The 21,183-nt window shown below is 58.4% G+C and carries 17 protein-coding genes and 1 tRNA gene; 16 read left to right on the top strand and 2 right to left on the bottom strand.

The window, feature by feature from the left end; all coding sequences use genetic code 11:
- Positions 1-118: 118 nt before the first annotated feature.
- The gene (locus PMI03_RS28155; protein ID WP_007702156.1) at positions 119-625 is read right to left on the bottom strand and encodes a GrpB family protein; all 507 of its coding nucleotides are present in this window, start codon (positions 623-625) and stop codon (positions 119-121) included.
- Between the two features lie 136 nt (positions 626-761).
- On the opposite strand from PMI03_RS28155, the gene PMI03_RS28160 reads away from it, so the two are divergent.
- The 12 genes from PMI03_RS28160 (at position 762) to rpoC (ending at position 16,253) form a co-directional block, all read left to right on the top strand.
- Complete coding sequence (locus PMI03_RS28160) at positions 762-1,655, top strand: NAD(P)-dependent oxidoreductase (RefSeq protein WP_007702170.1); 894 nt, start codon at positions 762-764, stop codon at positions 1,653-1,655.
- 325 nt (positions 1,656-1,980) lie between these two features.
- On the top strand, positions 1,981-2,667 hold the full coding sequence (locus tag PMI03_RS28165) for a hypothetical protein (RefSeq protein WP_007702172.1): 687 nt from the start codon (positions 1,981-1,983) through the stop codon (positions 2,665-2,667).
- Between the two features lie 18 nt (positions 2,668-2,685).
- Positions 2,686-3,570, top strand: a complete 885-nt coding sequence (locus tag PMI03_RS28170; RefSeq protein WP_007702175.1) for a hypothetical protein — start codon at positions 2,686-2,688, stop codon at positions 3,568-3,570.
- A gap of 214 nt (positions 3,571-3,784) precedes the next feature.
- Positions 3,785-3,860: transfer RNA gene (locus PMI03_RS28175), tRNA-Trp, on the top strand.
- Positions 3,861-4,055: 195 nt separating this feature from the next.
- Positions 4,056-4,256 carry a preprotein translocase subunit SecE gene (gene secE / locus PMI03_RS28180; protein WP_007702178.1) on the top strand — a complete coding sequence of 67 codons (201 nt, stop codon included), beginning with the start codon at positions 4,056-4,058 and terminating at the stop codon, positions 4,254-4,256.
- An 18-nt stretch (positions 4,257-4,274) separates the two neighbouring features.
- Positions 4,275-4,805 (top strand): transcription termination/antitermination protein NusG, encoded by a 531-nt coding sequence (gene nusG / locus PMI03_RS28185; protein ID WP_007702181.1) that lies wholly within the window; start codon positions 4,275-4,277, stop codon positions 4,803-4,805.
- A 221-nt stretch (positions 4,806-5,026) separates the two neighbouring features.
- Entirely contained in the window at positions 5,027-5,458 is a 432-nt protein-coding gene (gene rplK / locus PMI03_RS28190; protein ID WP_007702183.1) for a 50S ribosomal protein L11, read from the top strand.
- A gap of 4 nt (positions 5,459-5,462) precedes the next feature.
- Positions 5,463-6,161, top strand: a complete 699-nt coding sequence (rplA, locus tag PMI03_RS28195) for a 50S ribosomal protein L1 (protein WP_007702186.1) — start codon at positions 5,463-5,465, stop codon at positions 6,159-6,161.
- A 332-nt stretch (positions 6,162-6,493) separates the two neighbouring features.
- A complete protein-coding gene (rplJ, locus tag PMI03_RS28200; protein ID WP_007702188.1) occupies positions 6,494-7,012 on the top strand; it encodes a 50S ribosomal protein L10 in 519 nt (172 codons plus the stop codon).
- A 57-nt stretch (positions 7,013-7,069) separates the two neighbouring features.
- Entirely contained in the window at positions 7,070-7,447 is a 378-nt protein-coding gene (gene rplL, locus PMI03_RS28205) for a 50S ribosomal protein L7/L12 (protein ID WP_007702191.1), read from the top strand.
- A 262-nt stretch (positions 7,448-7,709) separates the two neighbouring features.
- The gene (gene rpoB / locus PMI03_RS28210) at positions 7,710-11,852 is read left to right on the top strand and encodes a DNA-directed RNA polymerase subunit beta (protein WP_007702194.1); all 4,143 of its coding nucleotides are present in this window, start codon (positions 7,710-7,712) and stop codon (positions 11,850-11,852) included.
- A gap of 189 nt (positions 11,853-12,041) precedes the next feature.
- A complete protein-coding gene (rpoC, locus tag PMI03_RS28215; RefSeq protein WP_007702197.1) occupies positions 12,042-16,253 on the top strand; it encodes a DNA-directed RNA polymerase subunit beta' in 4,212 nt (1,403 codons plus the stop codon).
- 113 nt (positions 16,254-16,366) lie between these two features.
- Here rpoC and PMI03_RS28220 read toward each other — a convergent pair whose 3' ends face one another.
- A complete protein-coding gene (locus tag PMI03_RS28220; protein ID WP_007702201.1) occupies positions 16,367-16,660 on the bottom strand; it encodes a hypothetical protein in 294 nt (97 codons plus the stop codon).
- 507 nt (positions 16,661-17,167) lie between these two features.
- Here PMI03_RS28220 and rpsL point away from each other — a divergent pair.
- The 4 genes from rpsL to tuf form a co-directional block, all read left to right on the top strand.
- Complete coding sequence (gene rpsL, locus PMI03_RS28225) at positions 17,168-17,539, top strand: 30S ribosomal protein S12 (RefSeq protein ID WP_003507760.1); 372 nt, start codon at positions 17,168-17,170, stop codon at positions 17,537-17,539.
- A 78-nt stretch (positions 17,540-17,617) separates the two neighbouring features.
- Complete coding sequence (rpsG, locus tag PMI03_RS28230; RefSeq protein WP_007702208.1) at positions 17,618-18,088, top strand: 30S ribosomal protein S7; 471 nt, start codon at positions 17,618-17,620, stop codon at positions 18,086-18,088.
- A gap of 30 nt (positions 18,089-18,118) precedes the next feature.
- The gene (gene fusA, locus PMI03_RS28235; RefSeq protein ID WP_007702215.1) at positions 18,119-20,218 is read left to right on the top strand and encodes an elongation factor G; all 2,100 of its coding nucleotides are present in this window, start codon (positions 18,119-18,121) and stop codon (positions 20,216-20,218) included.
- 67 nt (positions 20,219-20,285) lie between these two features.
- The coding region (gene tuf, locus PMI03_RS28240) for an elongation factor Tu (RefSeq protein WP_007702218.1) at positions 20,286-21,183 on the top strand (898 nt) is incomplete at its 3' end.

Here is a 21,183-nt window from a genome sequence, read left to right on the forward strand (position 1 = left end):
GCATCGTTGAGTAATCCTCGGATTATTCCTTGATTACGAAGGCCCCGCTGGAAACAGCGGGGCCTTTCGCATTTCGGGACGGAGGAGGCGTAGGCCTCTATCTGGTGACCACGGCGGGCTACGTCAGAGCAGCAAAAGCTCGGCGAAGGATATCGGCAACGAAGTCACTCTTGCCGCCGGTATAGTGATCCCAATCGCCATTCGCTTCTTCAGCCAGCCGTCGCTTCAGCGTTGCATAGTTTTCGGCCATTTCAGGATGGGCGCAAAGGTAATCGCGAAAGAGGACGCGATCACGATGGGCGGGATTATCAGACAGGCATAGATAAAGACGAGTTCCGTAGGGTGCTTCATCCTTGGTGAACGCCCATCTGTCGGCTCCGTACGGATCGCCGTGAAAGACATAACCATCCTTCTTAAGATGTTCGGTGGCGTTGATCCTGGCTTCATTCGATGAGAGCACTGCGTCGATATCGAGCTTTGGCTTGGCGCAAAGTCCCGGAACGGATGTGCTGCCGATATGATGGATGTCTGCGGGATGGCCGAGCAGGGTGGCGATAGCCGCGCTCCTGCTCTGGAAGAGAGCAGGCCATGCGGGATCGTAGTCGACAAGCCTGATCGGACGCATGCGCCTCACCCTTGAACGTTCCACCACTGCTCAGGGATCTTTAATCCGCCGGCTGAGACAATCCGACTGCTTCACCCGTCTTGCGAAACGCCGGAAACGGTCTATCTATCGCTCGATTTTACCAGGAGGAGATTTCATGAAGAAGCGTATTTTGTTCACCGGCGGCAGCGGCAAGGCCGGGCGTCACACGGTTCCCTGGCTGGTCGAAGCCGGCTACGAGGTCCACAATATCGATCTCGTGCCGCTGAACAGCCCCGGCGTCACCAATTTGCAGGCCGATGTCACTGATGCGGGACAAGTTTATAACGTCCTCACCATGCATCGTGATTTCCCCGATCTCAATCAGGGCAAGGGCGTGCAACCCTATGACGCCGTGGTGCATTTCGCCGCCGTGCCGCGCATCCTCTTAAAGCCGGACAACGAGACCTTCCGCATCAACACGATGAGCACCTATAACGTCATCGAAGCGGCGGCGAAGCTCGGCGTCAAGAAGATCATCGTCGCCTCCAGCGAGACCACCTATGGCGTCTGCTTCGCCGAGGGCCATCGCGATTTCCACCAGTTTCCGCTGGAGGAGGACTATGATGTCAATCCGATGGATTCCTACGGCCTCTCCAAGGTCCTGAATGAAAAGACGGCCCGCGCCTTTGCCGAACGCTTCGGCATCGACATCTATGCGCTGCGCATCGGCAACGTTATCGAGCCGCATGAATATGAGCGCTTCCCGGAATTTTTCGCCGATAGCGAAATCCGCAAGCGCATCGCCTGGAGCTATATCGACGCCCGCGATCTTGGCCAGATCGTCCATCTCTGCATCGAAAAGAGCGGCCTCGGCTTCCAGGTGTTCAACGCCGCCAATGACACGGTGTCGGCCAACACGCCGTCGCGCGAACTCGCGGCCAAGCACTTTCCGAACGTGCCTTTCACCCGCGAGATCGGCGAATATGAAGGCCTGCTCTCCAACCGCAAGATCCGCGAGGTCCTCGGCTTCAAGGAGGAGCATGACTGGCGGCGTTATGTGAAGGTTTGAGGCGAAGCGATACCGGGCGCGGCAATCGCGTCCGGTCGAACCTGCGGCAAGGGGAGGGCGCGCCTCTCCATTTGTTACGGCCGAAAACCAAAAATGCTTCCGCAAACACTCGACAAATATCTGGGTTAAAGTAAGTAGGTTTGCATTCGCAAGGCGTATCGGGGAAATTGCAATGGCATTTGACGATACAGTCGCGATCGGTGTTCGGAGCGGGCATGGTATGGCTCATGCGCCGGCACGATGTCCGGCAGCGCGACCTGCGCTGCGACGGAAAGATGTTTTTAGTCGGCTGATCTCCTAGGCGGTCGGCCGTTTAGGAGGGACCATGAACGACGGTGTTGCACGTATTTTTGTCGGCTTCGACTCTAAGGAAGTTGTCGCCTATCACGTTCTCGCACAAAGCATAATCGAGCGCTCCTCGATCCCGGTGGTGTTTTCGCCGATCGTGCTCAGCAATCTCGAGGGCGTTTTCACGCGCGAGCGCAATCCGTTGCAATCGACCGAGTTCTCCTTCTCCCGCTTCCTGGTTCCCTACCTCAGCGATTTCGAGGGCTGGAGCATCTTCATGGATTGCGACATGCTCGCCCGCGCCGATATTGCCGAGCTCTGGAAGCTGCGCGACGATCGCTATGCCGCCATGTGCGTCAAGCACGATTACCAGCCGAAGGTCGAAACCAAGTTCCTCGGCCAGACCCAGACCAAATATGAGAAGAAGAACTGGTCGAGCATGATCCTGTTCAACAATGCCAAGTGCAAGGCATTGACGAAGGATTTCGTTAACACAGCCACCGGCCTTCAACTCCATCAGTTCAAGTGGCTGGAAAGCGACGATCAGATCGGCGAGGTTCCCGTGACTTGGAATTATCTCGTCAACGAGTACGATCGCCGTGAAGACGCCAAGCTCGTGCACTTCACCGATGGCGGGCCGTATTTCGACGAGTATCGCAACGACGATTATGCCGACGAATGGTTCGCCATGCGCGACCGCCTATTGCACGTCCAGCAGAAATAACAAGAACAGGATCAGGGCGTGACATCGGAAACAGCGACCGACAAGCCTGCTTTCCCGGCAGCGGGAGCCGCGGCAGGTCTGACGACTGCCGAGGAGTGGCGCTCCATACTGACTGCGTTTTCCCATATCGTCCTTGTCGCCAACAGTGACACGGTCGATATCGGGAGCCTTCAGGCGCAGTATCCGTCGACCGCCCTCTTCGTCTTCTTCAATAAAGTCTACAAGGTGCTGGATCGCCCCTTCCTCGGGCACTCGCTGCTGATCTCGCGCGGCCAGCCGCGCGGTGCCAACATCGTCTATCGGGGCGAGGTGGGCGAGGTGGTAAAGTTTTTCCCCAGGGAATATTTCCTCGGCATCATGAACATTCGCCTCGGTCTCGAGGAGAAGCTCAATCCCGCCGCTGATTTCCAGGGCGCGCCGACCGGCCATCTCGATCTCGTCGGTTTCTGCGGTGATCTCTACACGGAGGCCAAGACGCCAACCAGCGGCTTTGCCCTGGCGCTTTGGCTGAGCGATCTGAAATTGCCCGGCGCCATCGTGCTGGCCGGCTTCTCGGCCAAGCGCAGTGAAAAGTGGAGGGTGGTCTCGGTCCACGACTGGAGCTTCGAGCAGACCTTCCTGCGTCTCTTCGCTCGGCTGGGCAAGATCACTATCCATGGTGGCGTTTCCGCCAATGCCTATACCCGGCTTGCCGAGCGCTTCTCGGAGGTTCCGCCCGCCGAAATTTCGTTGGCGGTGGCGGAAGTGCTGTCCGAGCGGCTGGGCAATACCGATGCCCAGGTCGACAAGCTGATTTCACTGACCAACGTGATTCGCTCCACGGACAATTTCCTGCGCCGTTTGCGGCCGAAATTTCTGAAGGGGAAGCCCAAGGGGACGCCCGGCGAGCAGAAGGAAGGCTAAAACCTGCCGATGCATCGCCGCTGATAGATCGCGAGACGCCCGCAATTCCCTACCACCGGTGGCACGGCGACGGTTTGCGCCGGACGAAGCGGTGGACCCGATTGGGAAAAAACAAAAAACGCACTTGCCAATCGTTTCATCCCGTCTTAAAGGAGCGCCATGTTTCCGAAAGGCACTGGCGGGCAACCGCACGGAGCCGGTTATTGAAACATGAAGGGGTATAGCTCAGTTGGTAGAGCGGCGGTCTCCAAAACCGCAGGTCGTAGGTTCGAGCCCTGCTGCCCCTGCCATTTTCCTTAATTTGACTGGCGCGTCGTTTCGCTGCTTCTTGGGTTGGGGATATGCCGGTTTGGCGGCAAATTTTCGAAAGCATCGAATTCTCTCTTGTTAAATCGGGAATCGGTGTTTATGTAGGGGTTCAACAGACACGCGGTGCGTGGGGCTGATATGTTCAGCTTTACGCGCCGTAATTGCGTGGGCAGTCAATGGCATCCAAATCGAATCCACTAGCGTTTCTGCAGCAGGTCCGCTCCGAGACGTCGAAAATCACTTGGCCGTCCCGCCGCGAGACGATGATCTCGACGGTTATGGTGCTGGTCATGGTCGTTTTTGCTTCGCTGTTTTTCTTTGCCGCTGACCAGCTCATCGGCTGGATTCTCGGCTACGTGCTGAACACCGGCAATTGATATCGAGTGGAGATGAACATGGCGGCACGTTGGTACATCGTCCACGCTTATTCTAATTTCGAAAAGAAAGTGGCTGAATCCATCGAGGAGAAGGCCAAGCAGAAGGGTCTCGGACATCTGTTCGAAAAGATCCTCGTGCCGACCGAGAAGGTGGTTGAAGTGCGTCGCGGCCGTAAGGTTGATAGCGAGCGCAAGTTCTTCCCGGGTTATGTGCTGGTTCGCGCCAACCTGACGGATGAAGCCTATCACCTGATCAAGAATACGCCGAAGGTCACTGGCTTCCTCGGCTCTGACAATAAGCCTGTTCCGATTCCGGATTATGAAGCTGATCGCATTCTCGGTCAGGTCCAGGAAGGTGTCGAGCGGCCAAAGGCTTCCGTGTCCTTCGAGATCGGCGAACAGGTCCGCGTTTCGGATGGTCCGTTCGCTTCGTTCAACGGCACGGTTCAGGATGTGGACGAAGAGCGTTCGCGCCTGAAGGTGGAAGTTTCGATCTTCGGCCGCGCTACGCCGGTCGAGCTGGAATACAGTCAGGTCGAAAAAGTCTGATTGTCTATTGATTGGAAAGATCAGTCATTGCTGGCTGGTCTTTCGTTCGGGTTTTGATGTAAGTAAGTAAATACTTATTTACATCTCGCGGCTTCGCCGCAATCCGCGTGGAAGGGTAGGGGTCTTAGCCGGACTTTCTGACCCGCACCACGCAACCGCAGCCGCCGGAGCAATCCGGCAGAAGAGGCCGGGCAACCGGTCAGTTAGAAAGGCAGAGAGAAATGGCTAAAAAAGTTGCAGGCCAGCTCAAGCTGCAGGTAAAGGCCGGCTCGGCGAATCCGTCGCCGCCGATCGGTCCTGCGCTTGGTCAGCGTGGCATTAACATCATGGAATTCTGCAAGGCGTTCAATGCCGCCACGCAGGAAATGGAAAAGGGTATGCCGATCCCGGTCGTCATCACCTACTACCAGGACAAGTCCTTCACCTTCGTCATGAAGCAGCCGCCGGTCAGCTACTTCCTGAAGAAGGAAGCGAAGATCCAGTCCGGCTCGAAGACGCCCGGCAAGGGCGCCAAGGCCGGTACCCTCACCAGGGCTCAGGTGCAGTCTATCGCCCAAGCCAAGATGAAGGATCTGAACGCCGCCGATATCGAAGGCGCAATGGCCATGATCGAGGGCTCTGCCCGCGCCATGGGCCTGGAAGTGGTAGGTTAAGATCATGGTTGCAAAGCGTATTCAGAAGATCCGCGAAGGCGTTGATCCCACAAAGCTCTATGCTCTGACCCAGGCCATCGGCATGGTCAAGGAACGGGCTATCGCAAAGTTCGATGAAACCATCGAAGTTTCCATGAACCTCGGTGTTGACCCGCGTCACGCTGACCAGATGGTTCGCGGCGTCGTCAACCTGCCGAACGGCACTGGCCGCTCGGTTCGCGTTGCGGTTTTCGCACGCGGCGCCAAGGCTGATGAAGCCAAGGCTGCCGGTGCTGACATCGTCGGTGCGGAAGAGCTGGTAGAAATCGTTCAGGGCGGCAAGATCGACTTCGATCGTTGCATCGCGACCCCGGACATGATGCCGCTCGTCGGTCGTCTCGGTAAGGTTCTCGGCCCGCGCGGCATGATGCCGAACCCGAAGGTCGGCACGGTTACCATGGACGTCAAGGGCGCTGTTGAAGCCTCCAAGGGCGGCGCAGTTGAGTTCCGCGTCGAGAAGGCTGGTATCGTCCATGCCGGTATCGGCAAGGCTTCCTTCGACGCCAAGGCGCTGGAAGAAAACATCCGCGCTTTCGCCGACGCCGTCATCAAGGCGAAGCCGGCTGGCGCCAAGGGCAACTACGTCAAGCGCGTAGCTATCTCTTCGACCATGGGTCCGGGCGTCAAGATCGAGCTTGCCTCGGTCACGGCTCCGAACGCCTAATGATTTTGGCCGGGCGTTAAGCCCGGCTTATTAAGAATTCCCGGCCTTTCGAGGCCGGGATATCCGGAGAAATCCGGAATTCCTGTCCGAGATTGCAGGTGGTTATCCCTTAATCACTTAAGCCTGCATGAGACGGGTAAGACCCGAATTTTGATGAAGCTTTGCTTCGATGAACTCGGTTCGAGCCTTGGATGCCTTGTGCCTTGGAGCCTTACGGCTCGAGCGCGAGGGGACAGGATCCTCAAGCGTCGCTTGGGATCTCTTTTGATCCCAGGAGGCAAAAGGCAACCCGGCAGGCCCGTTAACCCGGTCCTGTCAACTGGAGAAAAGCAGTGGAAAGAGCGGAAAAACGCGAATTCGTCACGGAACTGAACGAAGTCTTCAAGGCTTCGGGCTCGGTTGTCGTGGCCCACTATGCTGGTGCTACAGTCGCACAGATGAACGATTTTCGTTCGAAGATGCGCGCTGCAGGCGGCACCGTCAAAGTCGCGAAGAACCGCCTGGCCAAAATTGCTCTTCAGGGCACGGATGCGGAAGGGATTTCCAATCTCTTCACCGGTCAGACGCTGATTGCATACAGCACTGATCCGATTACCGCTCCGAAGGTCGTCGTGGATTTCGCCAAGGGCAACGATAAGATCGTTGTTTTGGGCGGCGCCATGGGAACAACAACGCTCAACGCCGATGGTGTGAAGTCGCTCGCGACCCTGCCGTCGCTGGACGAGCTGCGTGCGAAGCTGCTGGGCATGATCCAGACGCCAGCTACCCGCATCGCAGGTGTTGTTGCAGCACCGGCAAGCCAGCTTGCTCGTGTGTTCTCGGCCTACGCCAAGAAGGACGAAGCCGCTTAAGGCGGTTTTTCGCTGTTCATAATCAACCAGTTCGAACCGAACAAAAGGAACAAAAAAATGGCTGATCTCGCAAAGATCGTAGACGACCTCTCCTCGCTGACCGTTCTCGAAGCCGCAGAACTGTCCAAGCTTCTCGAAGAAAAGTGGGGCGTTTCTGCCGCTGCTCCGGTAGCTGTTGCTGCTGCTGGCGGTGGTGCCGTTGCTGCTGTCGTTGAAGAAGAAAAGACCGAGTTCGACGTCATCCTCACGGATGCCGGCGCGAACAAGATCAACGTCATCAAGGAAGTCCGCGCCATCACCGGCCTCGGCCTGAAGGAAGCTAAGGACCTCGTCGAAGCTGCTCCGAAGGCTGTCAAGGAAGCTGTTTCCAAGGCTGAAGCCGCTGACATCAAGAAGAAGCTCGAAGACGCCGGCGCCAAGGCTGACGTTAAGTAAGCTTGAAACTGCTTTGGGAGGTGGCATTTTGCCCCCTCCCATTTGCCGTTTTTTTGAACAAATTACCCAAAAGCCGCAGGTAAAACGGCTTTTGGGTAATGGGTTCTTCAAGAGGATGGTCTCAAACCGAACCGCGACGCAATCCGTGCTGAGCGGTTTTCGGTTAGTTAGACGAGATTGAACTACTCATTGATTGACGGGATCGCCTGGCCAGCGGTTCCCGTCCGTTGCAGGCCCGGGTGCAGGATTTAGAGGAGCGACGATGGCTCAGACCCTTTCGTTCAATGGTCGTAGGCGCGTACGCAAGTTTTTTGGTAAGATTCCCGAAGTCGCAGAGATGCCGAACCTCATCGAGGTTCAAAAGGCATCCTACGATCAGTTCCTTATGGTTGAAGAGCCGAAGGGCGGCCGCCCTGACGAAGGTCTTCAGTCCGTCTTCAAGTCGGTTTTTCCGATCACCGATTTCTCCGGCGCTTCGATGCTGGAGTTCGTATCCTATGAATTCGAGCCGCCGAAGTTCGACGTTGATGAGTGCCGCCAGCGCGACCTGACCTACGCTGCGCCGCTGAAGGTCACTCTCCGTCTGATCGTGTTCGATATTGACGAGGATACCGGCGCGAAGTCCATCAAGGACATCAAGGAACAGAGCGTTTACATGGGCGACATGCCGCTCATGACGAACAACGGTACGTTCATCGTGAACGGCACCGAGCGCGTTATCGTGTCGCAGATGCACCGTTCGCCGGGCGTCTTCTTCGATCACGACAAGGGCAAGAGCCATTCTTCCGGCAAGCTGCTCTTTGCTGCCCGCGTCATTCCGTATCGCGGTTCCTGGCTCGACATCGAATTCGACGCCAAGGACATCGTCTACGCCCGTATCGACCGCCGCCGCAAGATTCCGGTGACGTCGCTGCTGATGGCGCTTGGCATGGATGGCGAAGAAATCCTGTCGACCTTCTACACGAAGTCGCTTTATGAGCGTTCCGGCGACGGCTGGCGCATTCCCTTCAACGCGGAAACGCTGAAGGGCGCCAAGACCGTTACCGACATGATCGACGCCGACACCGGCGAAGTCGTGGTCGAAGGCGGTAAGAAGCTGACCCCGCGTCTGCTGCGTCAGCTGCAGGACAAGGGCCTCAAGGCTCTGAAGGCCACCGACGAAGACCTCTACGGCCTCTTCCTGGCGGAAGACATCGTCAACTTCCAGACCGGCGAGATCTATCTCGAAGCCGGCGATGAAATCGACGAGAAGACCCTGCCGGTCATCCTCAAGGCTGGTTTCGACGAAATCCCGGTTCTCGGCATCGACCATATCAATGTCGGCGCCTACATCCGCAACACGCTGTCCGCCGACAAGAACGAGAACCGTCAGGACGCTCTGTTCGACATCTATCGCGTCATGCGTCCGGGTGAACCGCCGACCATGGATTCAGCCGAAGCCATGTTCAACTCGCTGTTCTTCGATGCGGAGCGTTACGACCTCTCCGCCGTTGGCCGCGTGAAGATGAACATGCGTCTCGACCTCGAAGTGGCCGACACCGTTCGTGTCCTGCGCAAGGACGACATCCTGGCCGTGGTCAAGATGCTGGTCGAACTGCGCGACGGCAAGGGCGAAATCGACGACATCGACAACCTCGGCAACCGCCGCGTTCGCTCGGTCGGCGAACTGATGGAAAACCAGTACCGTCTCGGCCTGCTCCGTATGGAGCGCGCAATCAAGGAACGTATGTCCTCGATCGAGATCGACACGGTCATGCCGCAGGATCTGATCAACGCCAAGCCGGCTGCCGCCGCTGTTCGCGAATTCTTCGGCTCCTCGCAGCTGTCGCAGTTCATGGACCAGGTGAACCCGCTCTCGGAAATCACCCACAAGCGCCGTCTTTCGGCTCTTGGCCCGGGTGGTCTGACCCGCGAGCGCGCAGGCTTCGAAGTCCGCGACGTGCATCCGACCCACTACGGTCGTATTTGCCCGATCGAGACGCCGGAAGGCCCGAACATCGGTCTTATCAATTCGCTGGCGACCTTTGCCCGCGTCAACAAGTACGGCTTCATCGAAAGCCCTTATCGTCGCATCATCGACGGCAAGGTGACCACCGATGTGCTCTACCTCTCCGCCATGGAAGAGGCGAAGTACTACGTTGCCCAGGCAAATGCCGAGCTTGATGCCGAAGGGTCCTTCATCGAGGAATTCGTTGTTTGCCGTCATGCCGGCGAAGTCATGCTCGCTCCGCGCGACAACATCAACCTGATGGACGTCTCGCCGAAGCAGCTGGTTTCGGTTGCTGCCGCTCTGATCCCGTTCCTGGAAAACGACGACGCCAACCGCGCTCTCATGGGCTCGAACATGCAGCGTCAGGCCGTGCCGTTGCTGCGCGCCGAAGCTCCGTTCGTCGGCACCGGCATGGAGCCGGTCGTTGCCCGTGACTCCGGCGCCGCCATCGGTGCCCGTCGCGGCGGCGTGGTCGACCAGGTCGACGCGACGCGTATCGTTATCCGCGCCACCGAAGACCTCGATCCGTCGAAGTCCGGCGTCGATATCTACCGCCTGATGAAGTTCCAGCGTTCGAACCAGAACACCTGCGTCAACCAGCGTCCGCTGGTCACCGTCGGTGACTTCGTCAACAAGGGCGACATCCTCGCAGACGGTCCGTCGACGGACCTCGGCGATCTGGCGCTCGGCCGTAACGTGCTCGTCGCGTTCATGCCGTGGAACGGCTACAACTACGAAGACTCGATCCTGCTCTCCGAGCGTATCGTTGCCGACGACGTGTTCACCTCCATCCACATCGAAGAGTTCGAAGTGATGGCGCGTGACACCAAGCTCGGTCCGGAAGAAATCACCCGCGACATTCCGAACGTTTCGGAAGAAGCGCTGAAGAACCTGGACGAAGCCGGCATCGTTTACATCGGCGCTGAAGTTCAGCCGGGCGATATCCTCGTCGGCAAGATCACGCCGAAGGGTGAAAGCCCGATGACGCCGGAAGAAAAGCTTCTGCGCGCCATCTTCGGTGAAAAGGCGTCCGACGTTCGCGACACCTCCATGCGCATGCCGCCCGGTACCTACGGTACGGTCGTCGAAGTTCGCGTCTTCAATCGCCACGGCGTTGAGAAGGACGAACGCGCCATGGCAATCGAGCGCGAAGAGATCGAACGTCTCGCCAAGGACCGTGACGACGAGCAGGCGATCCTCGACCGTAACGTCTACGGCCGTCTGATCGAAATGCTCCGCGGCCAGGTGGCACTTGCCGGCCCGAAGAACTTCAAGAAGGGCACGGAACTTTCCAACGCCGTCGTCTCCGAATATCCGCGTTCGCAATGGTGGATGTTCGCTGTCGAGGACGAGAAGGTTCAGGGCGAGCTCGAAGCTCTGCGCGGCCAGTACGACGAATCCAAGTCGCATCTCGAACAGCGCTTCATGGACAAGGTCGAAAAGGTCCAGCGCGGCGATGAAATGCCTCCGGGCGTCATGAAGATGGTCAAGGTCTTCGTTGCTGTGAAGCGCAAGATCCAGCCGGGCGACAAGATGGCCGGCCGTCATGGTAACAAGGGTGTCGTATCGCGCATCGTGCCGGTCGAAGACATGCCGTTCCTCGAAGACGGTACGCATGTCGACATCGTGCTCAACCCGCTCGGCGTGCCTTCGCGCATGAACGTCGGTCAGATCCTCGAGACGCATCTGGGCTGGGCTTGCGCCGGCATGGGTCGTCAGATCGGTGAACTGATCGAAGCCTACAAGGCGAACGGCAACATCGAGCCCTTGCGCAAGACGATCGATATGGTCGTCGGCGACGGCCCGAAGAGCGACGACGTTCATAACTACGATGATGCGTCGGTTCTGCGTCTGGCTGACCAGTGGAAGCGTGGCGTGTCCATCGCGACCCCGGTCTTCGACGGCGCCGGTGAAGCCGATGTCAACGAGATGCTCGCCATGGCAGGTCTGAAAGAGACCGGTCAGTCGACGCTCTATGACGGTCGTACCGGCGAGCAGTTCGACCGCCAGGTCACGGTTGGCTACATCTACATGCTGAAGCTCAACCACTTGGTCGACGACAAGATCCACGCTCGTTCGATCGGTCCTTACTCGCTCGTTACCCAGCAGCCGCTGGGCGGCAAGGCGCAGTTCGGCGGTCAGCGCTTCGGCGAAATGGAAGTCTGGGCGCTCGAAGCTTACGGTGCAGCCTACACGCTGCAGGAAATGCTCACGGTCAAGTCGGACGACGTGGCCGGCCGCACCAAGGTCTACGAAGCGATCGTCCGTGGCGACGACACCTTCGAAGCGGGCATTCCGGAAAGCTTCAACGTTCTCGTCAAGGAAATGCGGTCGCTGGGTCTCAGCGTCGAACTGGAAAACTCCAAGGTCGACGATCTGCAGGCAGCCGGCCAGCTTCCGGACGCAGCCGAGTAACAGTCGACAGGGTGCGCGCTGTCCGTCAGCGCGCACCGTTCTTGCCTTCGCCCGATTTCGTGTAGCGCAGGCAGGGACGTTTTCGCCGCATTTCGCGGTTATTGTCGTTTTAACGCGTCAGTCCGGTTCCCGGGAATTTGCCGGCGCTGATTGCAGTTCGAGGGCGCATAGCCCCAAAAGGAGACAGGCATGAACCAAGAGGTCATGAATCTTTTCAATCCGCAGGTGCCTGCACAGAACTTCGACTCCATCCGGATTTCGATCGCATCGCCGGAGAAGATTCTTTCCTGGTCTTATGGTGAGATCAAGAAGCCGGAGACGATCAACTATCGTACGTTCAAGCCGGAACGCGATGGTCTCTTCTGCGCGCGAATCTTCGGGCCGATCAAGGACTACGAGTGCCTGTGCGGCAAGTACAAGCGCATGAAATACAAGGGCATCATCTGCGAAAAGTGCGGCGTCGAAGTGACGTTGTCGCGCGTTCGCCGTGAGCGCATGGGCCATATCGAGCTCGCTGCTCCCGTTGCCCACATCTGGTTCCTGAAGTCGCTGCCGAGCCGCATTTCCACGCTGCTCGACATGACGCTGAAGGATGTCGAGCGCGTTCTCTACTTCGAAAACTACATCGTCACCGAGCCGGGCCTCACCGCCCTCAAGGAGCATCAGCTTCTCTCGGAAGAAGAGTACATGCTCGCCGTCGACGAATATGGCGAAGATCAGTTCACCGCCATGATCGGCGCTGAAGCGATCTACGAGCTGCTGGCCAGCATGAACCTCGAGAAGATCGCTGGCGACCTGCGTGCCGAACTTGCTGAGACCACGTCGGATCTCAAGCAGAAGAAGCTGATGAAGCGCCTGAAGATCGTCGAGAACTTCATGGAATCCGGCAACCGCCCGGAATGGATGATCATGAAGGTCGTCCCGGTCATCCCGCCGGACCTGCGTCCGCTGGTGCCGCTCGACGGCGGCCGTTTCGCGACGTCGGATCTGAACGATCTGTACCGCCGCGTCATCAACCGTAACAACCGTCTGAAGCGCCTGATCGAACTGCGCGCTCCGGGCATCATCATCCGCAACGAAAAGCGCATGCTGCAGGAATCTGTCGATGCGCTGTTCGACAACGGCCGTCGCGGCCGCGTCATCACCGGCGCCAACAAGCGTCCGCTGAAGTCGCTGTCCGACATGCTCAAGGGCAAGCAGGGCCGCTTCCGTCAGAACCTGCTCGGCAAGCGCGTCGACTATTCCGGCCGTTCGGTCATCGTGACCGGTCCGGAACTGAAGCTGCACCAGTGCGGCCTGCCGAAGAAGATGGCGCTCGAACTGTTCAAGCCGTTCATCTACGCCCGTCTCGACGCCAAGGGTTACTCCTCGACCGTCAAGCAGGCCAAGAAGCTGGTTGAAAAGGAAAAGCCGGAAGTCTGGGATATCCTCGACGAGGTCATCCGCGAGCATCCGGTTCTCCTGAACCGCGCACCGACGCTGCACCGCCTGGGCATCCAGGCCTTCGAACCCATGCTGGTCGAAGGCAAGGCCATCCAGCTGCATCCGCTCGTCTGCACGGCCTTCAACGCCGACTTCGACGGTGACCAGATGGCCGTTCACGTACCGCTGTCGCTTGAAGCCCAGCTTGAAGCACGCGTGCTGATGATGTCGACGAACAACATCCTGCATCCGGCAAACGGCGCACCGATCATCGTTCCGTCGCAGGACATGGTTCTCGGTCTCTATTATCTGTCGATCCTGAACCAGAACGAGCCGGGCGAAGGCATGGCCTTCTCCGACCTCGGCGAGCTGCATCACGCTCTCGAAAACAAGGTCGTGACGCTGCACTCGAAGATCCGCGGCCGCTTCAAGTCGGTTGACGAGGAAGGCAAGCCCTACTCGAAGATCTATGAAACGACCCCGGGCCGCCTGCTCATCGGCGAACTGCTGCCGAAGCACGGCAAGGTCACCTTCGACATCTGCAACCAGGAAATGACCAAGAAGAACATCTCCAAGATGATCGACACGGTCTACCGCCATTGCGGCCAGAAGGACACGGTCATTTTCTGCGACCGTATCATGCAGCTCGGCTTTGCCCATGCTTGCCGCGCCGGCATTTCGTTCGGCAAGGACGACATGGTCATTCCGGACACCAAGGCGAAGATCGTCGGCGATACTGAATCGCTCGTGAAGGAATACGAACAGCAGTACAATGACGGTCTGATCACCCAGGGCGAAAAGTACAACAAGGTTGTCGACGCCTGGGGCAAGGCCACGGAAAAGGTCGCCGAGGAAATGATGGCCCGCATTAAGGCCGTCGAATTCGATCCGGCGACCGGTCGTCAGAAGCCGATGAACTCGATCTACATGATGAGCCATTCGGGCGCCCGCGGTTCTCCGAACCAGATGCGTCAGTTGGGCGGCATGCGCGGCCTCATGGCCAAGCCGTCGGGCGAAATCATCGAGACGCCGATCATCTCGAACTTCAAGGAAGGCCTGACCGTTAACGAGTACTTCAACTCGACGCACGGTGCCCGTAAGGGTCTGGCAGACACCGCCTTGAAGACTGCAAACTCCGGTTACCTGACCCGCCGTCTCGTCGACGTCGCGCAGGATTGCATCGTCACGCACGTCGATTGCGGCACCGACAAGGGCCTCACCATGACCGCCATCATCGATGCCGGTCAGGTCGTTGCCTCCATCGGCGTCCGAATCCTCGGCCGTACGGCGCTGGACGACATCGATCATCCTGTCACGGGTGAGCGCATCGTTGACGCCGGCCGGATGATCCTGGAACCGGATGTCATCGAGATCGAAAAGGCTGGTATCCAGTCGATCCGTATCCGTTCGGCCCTGACCTGCGAAATCCAGACGGGCGTTTGCTCGATCTGCTACGGCCGCGACCTCGCGCGCGGCACGCCGGTCAACCTCGGTGAAGCTGTCGGTGTTATCGCCGCTCAGTCGATCGGTGAGCCGGGCACGCAGCTGACCATGCGTACCTTCCACTTGGGCGGCACGGCGACCGTGGTCGACCAGTCGTTCCTGGAAGCTTCGTATGAAGGCACGGTGCAGATCAAGAACCGCAACATGCTGCGCAACTCCGATGGCATCCTGGTTGCCATGGGCCGCAACATGGCCGTCCAGATCCTGGATGAACGTGGCGTCGAGCGCTCCTCGCAGCGTGTCGCTTACGGCTCCAAGATCTATGTGGACGAAGGCGACAAGGTGAAGCGCGGCCAGCGTCTGGCGGAATGGGATCCTTACACCCGTCCGATGATGACGGAACTTGCCGGTACGGTTCAGTTCGAAGACGTCATCGATGGTCTTTCGGTTCTCGAAGCGACCGACGAGTCGACCGGTATCACCAAGCGTCAGGTTATCGACTGGCGTTCGACGCCGCGCGGTTCGGATCTGAAGCCGGCAATCGTCATTAAGGACGCCAGCGGCAATGTTGCCAAGCTGTCGCGTGGTGGTGAAGCCCGCTTCCTGCTCTCGGTCGACGCGATCCTGTCGGTCGAGCCGGGCCAGAAGGTATCCCAGGGTGACGTTCTTGCCCGCTCGCCGCTGGAAAGCGCCAAGACCAAGGACATCACCGGTGGTCTGCCGCGTGTTGCCGAACTGTTCGAAGCCCGTCGTCCGAAGGACCACGCCATCATCGCAGAGATCGATGGTACGATCCGCCTCGGCCGCGACTACAAGAACAAGCGCCGTGTCATCATCGAGCCGGCGGAAGACGGTGTCGAGCCGGTCGAATACCTGATCCCGAAGGGCAAGCCCTTCCACCTTCAGGAAGGCGACTATATCGAAAAGGGTGATTACATCCTCGACGGTAACCCGGCTCCGCACGACATCCTGGCGATCAAGGGCGTGGAGGCTCTGGCCTCTTACCTGGTCAACGAAATCCAGGAAGTCTACCGCTTGCAGGGCGTTGTCATCAACGACAAGCACATCGAAGTGATTGTCCGTCAGATGCTGCAGAAGGTGGAAATCACCGATGCGGGCGACAGCCATTACATCGTCGGCGACAATGTCGACCGTATCGAGCTGGACGACAACAACGACCGCCTGATCGAAGAAGGCAAGAAGCCCGCTTACGGCGATCCGGTTCTGCTCGGCATCACCAAGGCATCGCTGCAGACTCCGTCCTTCATCTCCGCCGCGTCCTTCCAGGAAACGACGAAGGTGCTGACGGAAGCTGCGATCGCCGGCAAGACCGACGGCCTGCAGGGTCTGAAGGAAAACGTCATCGTCGGCCGCCTCATCCCGGCCGGTACCGGTGGTACCATGACGCAGATCCGCCGCATCGCGACGGCTCGCGACGAGCTGATCCTGGAAGAGCGCCGCAAGGGCACGGGTTCTGCCGTCGCCACGCCGATGCTTCAGGACATGGCAGGCGAAAGCGCTCCGGCCGCTGAATAAGCGGCTATAGCCAGCACAAATTAAAACCGCCCGGAGCGATCCGGGCGGTTTTTGTATTTTGACTATATGAAGAGGAGAGGGCGGTCGCTGCAAAACGCCGCCCGAGCAACGGCTCAGCGGAAGCGGATGATCGCCACTTCGCCTTCCAGCGCGCCCTGATAGGCGGAGGCATGCGGTTCTTCGTCCGGCACGTCGGTCAGCATGCCGATCTGGTCGAGATCGGCCTCGATGAAGCCTTCCTCCGCAAGGGCGTTCAGCGCCTCGCGCACGGCGGTATCGTCATCCGGTGCCTTCAGCATGACATGCAGATCGACGCCTTCGCTGCCGTCGGTCTCATACCCCTTGCCGATGATGATGAAGACCATGGGGCCGTCGGAGTTGTTGTCATTGTCTGGCGTAGTAATCATGAGCGGTCCTTCGGAAGTTTCGATTCGGCCGGGCGATTCTCTCGATCTGCCGCTGCCGTCCCGTGAAATGATCTGTCTGTGATTCCTTATAGGGATTTTGGTGAAATACCCAAGTCTATCTTGCCGGAGGGGCGCCATTTCGTTAACGAATGCGCCAAAGGGCTGGTTTGCAGGGCCTTTTAGGGCTTTGTGACAAAGATAATTCCTTAACCGGCCTTGACGAACCGGCGGGAAACCAGTAGTTACGCCGCCATCGGACCCATGTGAGGCATGGCCATTCGGAGCGACACGCTCTGGAGTTCACCTCAAACAAGGTTCAAAACGCACGTTGAAGACAAGAATGCTGCACGCAAGACGCTATTTTCGGTGTCCTCTGCTTTTCTGTGGTCCATCTGCGAAAGCGGATCGGGCCACGTTTTGCGCATTGAGACGATCGTGTGTCATTGCCGGAGACGGCGAGAGTTAAGCCCGCAAGGGTGTTAAGATAGATTTACAAGGGATGGTTGAATGCCTACCGTAAACCAGCTGATCCGCAAGCCTCGCCAGGCGCAGGTAAAGCGTAATAAGGTTCCCGCTCTCCAGGAGAACCCGCAGAAGCGCGGCGTTTGCACCCGCGTCTACACGACCACGCCGAAGAAGCCGAACTCGGCTCTGCGTAAGGTCGCAAAGATCCGCCTGACCAACGGCTTTGAAGTCATTGGTTATATCCCCGGTGAAGGTCACAACCTTCAGGAACACTCTGTCGTCATGATCCGTGGCGGCCGCGTAAAGGACCTTCCGGGCGTTCGTTACCACATCATCCGCGGCGTTCTCGATACCCAGGGTGTCAAGAACCGCAAGCAGCGCCGTTCCAAGTACGGTGCGAAGCGTCCGAAGTAATTCGGTTTTAGATCATCCGGCGCTGCGCGAGGTTCTCCGCGTGATAAAGCGCCGCTAACAAGTTGAGAGACGAGAAGTATGTCCCGACGTCACAGAGCAGAAAAGCGCGAGATCAATCCGGACCCGAAGTTCGGTGATCTTATCGTTACCAAGTTCATGAATGCCATCATGCTGGACGGCAAGAAGTCCGTTGCAGAAAGCATCGTATACGGCGCATTCGACGCCGTGCAGGGCAAGGCAAAGCAGGAGCCGCTCGGCGTGTTCCACCAGGCTTTGGATAACATCGCTCCGCACGTTGAAGTCCGTTCGCGCCGCGTCGGTGGTGCAACCTACCAGGTTCCGGTCGATGTTCGTCCCGAGCGTCGTCAGGCTCTTGCCATTCGCTGGCTGATCACTGCTGCTCGTAAGCGCAATGAAACCACCATGGTCGACCGTCTCTGCGGCGAACTTCTTGATGCCTCCAACAACCGCGGCTCTGCCGTCAAGAAGCGCGAAGACACGCACAAGATGGCTGACGCCAACCGTGCGTTCTCGCATTATCGCTGGTAATCCCGAACGGTATCCGAAAGGCAGTCCATTATGGCTCGCGAATATAAAATCGAAGACTACCGCAATTTCGGTATCATGGCGCACATCGACGCCGGCAAGACCACGACCACCGAGCGTATTCTTTACTACACCGGCAAGTCGCACAAGATCGGCGAAGTCCACGACGGCGCAGCCACCATGGACTGGATGGAGCAGGAGCAGGAGCGTGGCATCACGATCACTTCCGCTGCTACCACCACCTACTGGAAGGGCCGCGACGGCAAGACCCGCCGCTTCAACATCATTGACACCCCCGGCCACGTCGACTTCACCATCGAAGTCGAGCGTTCGCTGCGCGTTCTCGACGGCGCCATCGCGCTGCTCGATGCCAACGCCGGCGTTGAGCCGCAGACGGAAACCGTCTGGCGTCAGGCTGAGAAGTACAATGTCCCGCGGATGATCTTCTGCAACAAGATGGACAAGACCGGCGCTGACTTCTATCGCTCGGTCGAGATGATCAAGACCCGTCTCGGTGCGACTGCTGTTGTGATGCAGCTGCCGATCGGTGCGGAAACCGAGTTCAAGGGCGTCATCGACCTGATCGAGATGAATGCTCTCATCTGGCGCGACGAATCGCTCGGCGCTCAGTGGGACGTCGTCGAAATCCCGGAAGATATGAAGGCCAAGGCTGAAGAATATCGCGAAAAGCTGATCGAGACCGTTGTCGAGATCGACGAAGCCGCGACCGAAGCCTACCTCGAAGGCAATCTGCCTGACAACGATCAGATCCGCGCGCTCGTTCGTCGCGGCACCATCGACGTCAAGTTCCATCCGATGTTCTGCGGCACCGCCTTCAAGAACAAGGGTGTTCAGCCGCTGCTCGACGCCGTCGTCGACTACCTGCCGTCGCCGCTCGACATTCCGGCGATCAAGGGCATCGACTTCAAGACCGACGCCGAAATCGAACGTCATGCAGACGACAGCGAGCCGTTGTCCATGCTGGCTTTCAAGATCATGAACGACCCCTTCGTCGGTTCGCTGACCTTCGCCCGCATCTACTCCGGCAAGCTCGAAAAGGGCGCGTCGGTCATGAACACGGTCAAGGACAAGCGCGAGCGCGTCGGCCGTATGCTGCAGATGCACTCGAACTCGCGTGAAGACATCGAAGAAGCCTTCGCTGGCGACATCGTTGCTCTGGCGGGCCTCAAGGAAACCACCACTGGCGATACGCTCTGCGATCCGCTGAAGCCGGTTATCCTCGAGCGCATGGAATTCCCGGAGCCGGTCATCCAGATCGCGATCGAGCCGAAGACCAAGGGCGACCAGGAAAAGATGGGCCTCGCGCTCAACCGCCTGGCTGCTGAAGATCCGTCCTTCCGCGTAAAGACGGACCAGGAATCGGGCCAGACGATCATCGCCGGCATGGGTGAACTTCACCTCGACATCATCGTCGACCGCATGCGTCGTGAATTCAAGGTCGAAGCAACCGTCGGCGCGCCGCAGGTTGCCTACCGCGAAACCATTACGCGTCTGACCGAGAAGGACTACACCCACAAGAAGCAGTCTGGTGGTACCGGTCAGTTCGCTCGCGTCAAGATCGTGTTCGAACCGAACCCGGAAGGCGACGACTTCAAGTTCGAGTCCAAGATCGTTGGCGGTTCTGTTCCGAAGGAATACATTCCGGGCGTTCAGAAGGGTATCGAAAGCGTTCTGTCCTCCGGTCCGCTGGCTGGCTTCCCGATGCTCGGCGTCAAGGCGACGCTCATCGACGGTGCCTTCCATGATGTTGACTCGTCGGTTCTGGCCTTCGAAATCGCTTCCCGCGCTTGCTTCCGTGAAGCAGCCCGTGAAGCTGGTGCCCAGCTCCTCGAGCCGATGATGAAGGTCGAAGTCGTGACGCCGGAAGATTACGTCGGTGACGTCATCGGCGATCTGAACTCGCGTCGTGGTCAGATCCAGGGCCAGGAAGCTCGCGGTATCGCTGTTGTCATCAACGCGAACGTTCCGCTGGCAAACATGTTCAAGTACGTCGACAACCTTCGCTCCATGTCTCAGGGCCGTGCACAGTACACGATGACCTTCGATCATTACGCGCCGGTTCCGTCGAACGTCGCACAGGAAATCCAGGCAAAGTATTCCGGTCAGAAGTGACCGGAATACCAATTGACCGATAACAAGAATTGATCCCTTCGGGGACAAGAAAAACGGAGAGCCGAAAATGGCAAAAAGTAAGTTTGAGCGCAATAAGCCGCACGTTAACGTCGGCACGATTGGCCACGTTGACCACGGCAAGACGTCTCTGACGGCAGCGATCACGAAGTACTTCGGTGAGTTCAAGGCGTATGACCAGATCGACGCTGCACCGGAAGAAAAGGCCCGCGGCATCACGATTTCGACGGCACACGTTGAATATGAGACGCCTGCTCGTCACTACGCCCACGTCGACTGCCCCGGCCACGCTGACTATGTCAAGAACATGATCACGGGTGCGGCACAGATGGACGGCGCGATCCTGGTTTGCTCGGCTGCTGACGGCCCGATGCCGCAGACGCGCGAACACATCCTGCTCGCCCGCCAGGTTGGCGTTCCGGCGATCGTTGTGTTCCTGAACAAGGTCGACCAGGTTGACGACGCCGAGCTTCTCGAGCTCGTCGAGCTTGAAGTTCGCGAACTTCTGTCGTCCTACGACTTCCCGGGCGACGACATCCCGGTCATCAAGGGTTCGGCACTTGCTGCTCTTGAAGATTCGGACAAGAAGATCGGCGAAGACTCGATCCGCGAGCTGATGGCTGCTGTTGACGCCTACATTCCGACGCCTGAGCGTCCGATCGACCTGCCGTTCCTGATGCCGATCGAAGACGTGTTCTCGATCTCTGGCCGTGGTACGGTTGTGACGGGCCGCGTTGAGCGTGGTATCGTCAAGGTTGGCGAAGAAGTCGAGATCGTCGGCATTCGTCCGACCTCGAAGACGACGGTTACCGGCGTTGAAATGTTCCGCAAGCTGCTCGATCAGGGTCAGGCTGGCGACAACATCGGCGCACTGGTTCGCGGTGTGAACCGTGACGGCGTCGAGCGTGGCCAGATCCTGTGCAAACCGGGCTCTGTCAAGCCGCACA

The sequence above is a fragment of the Rhizobium sp. AP16 genome, assembly GCF_000281735.1.
Classification (GTDB): Bacteria; Pseudomonadota; Alphaproteobacteria; order Rhizobiales; family Rhizobiaceae; genus Rhizobium; species Rhizobium rhizogenes.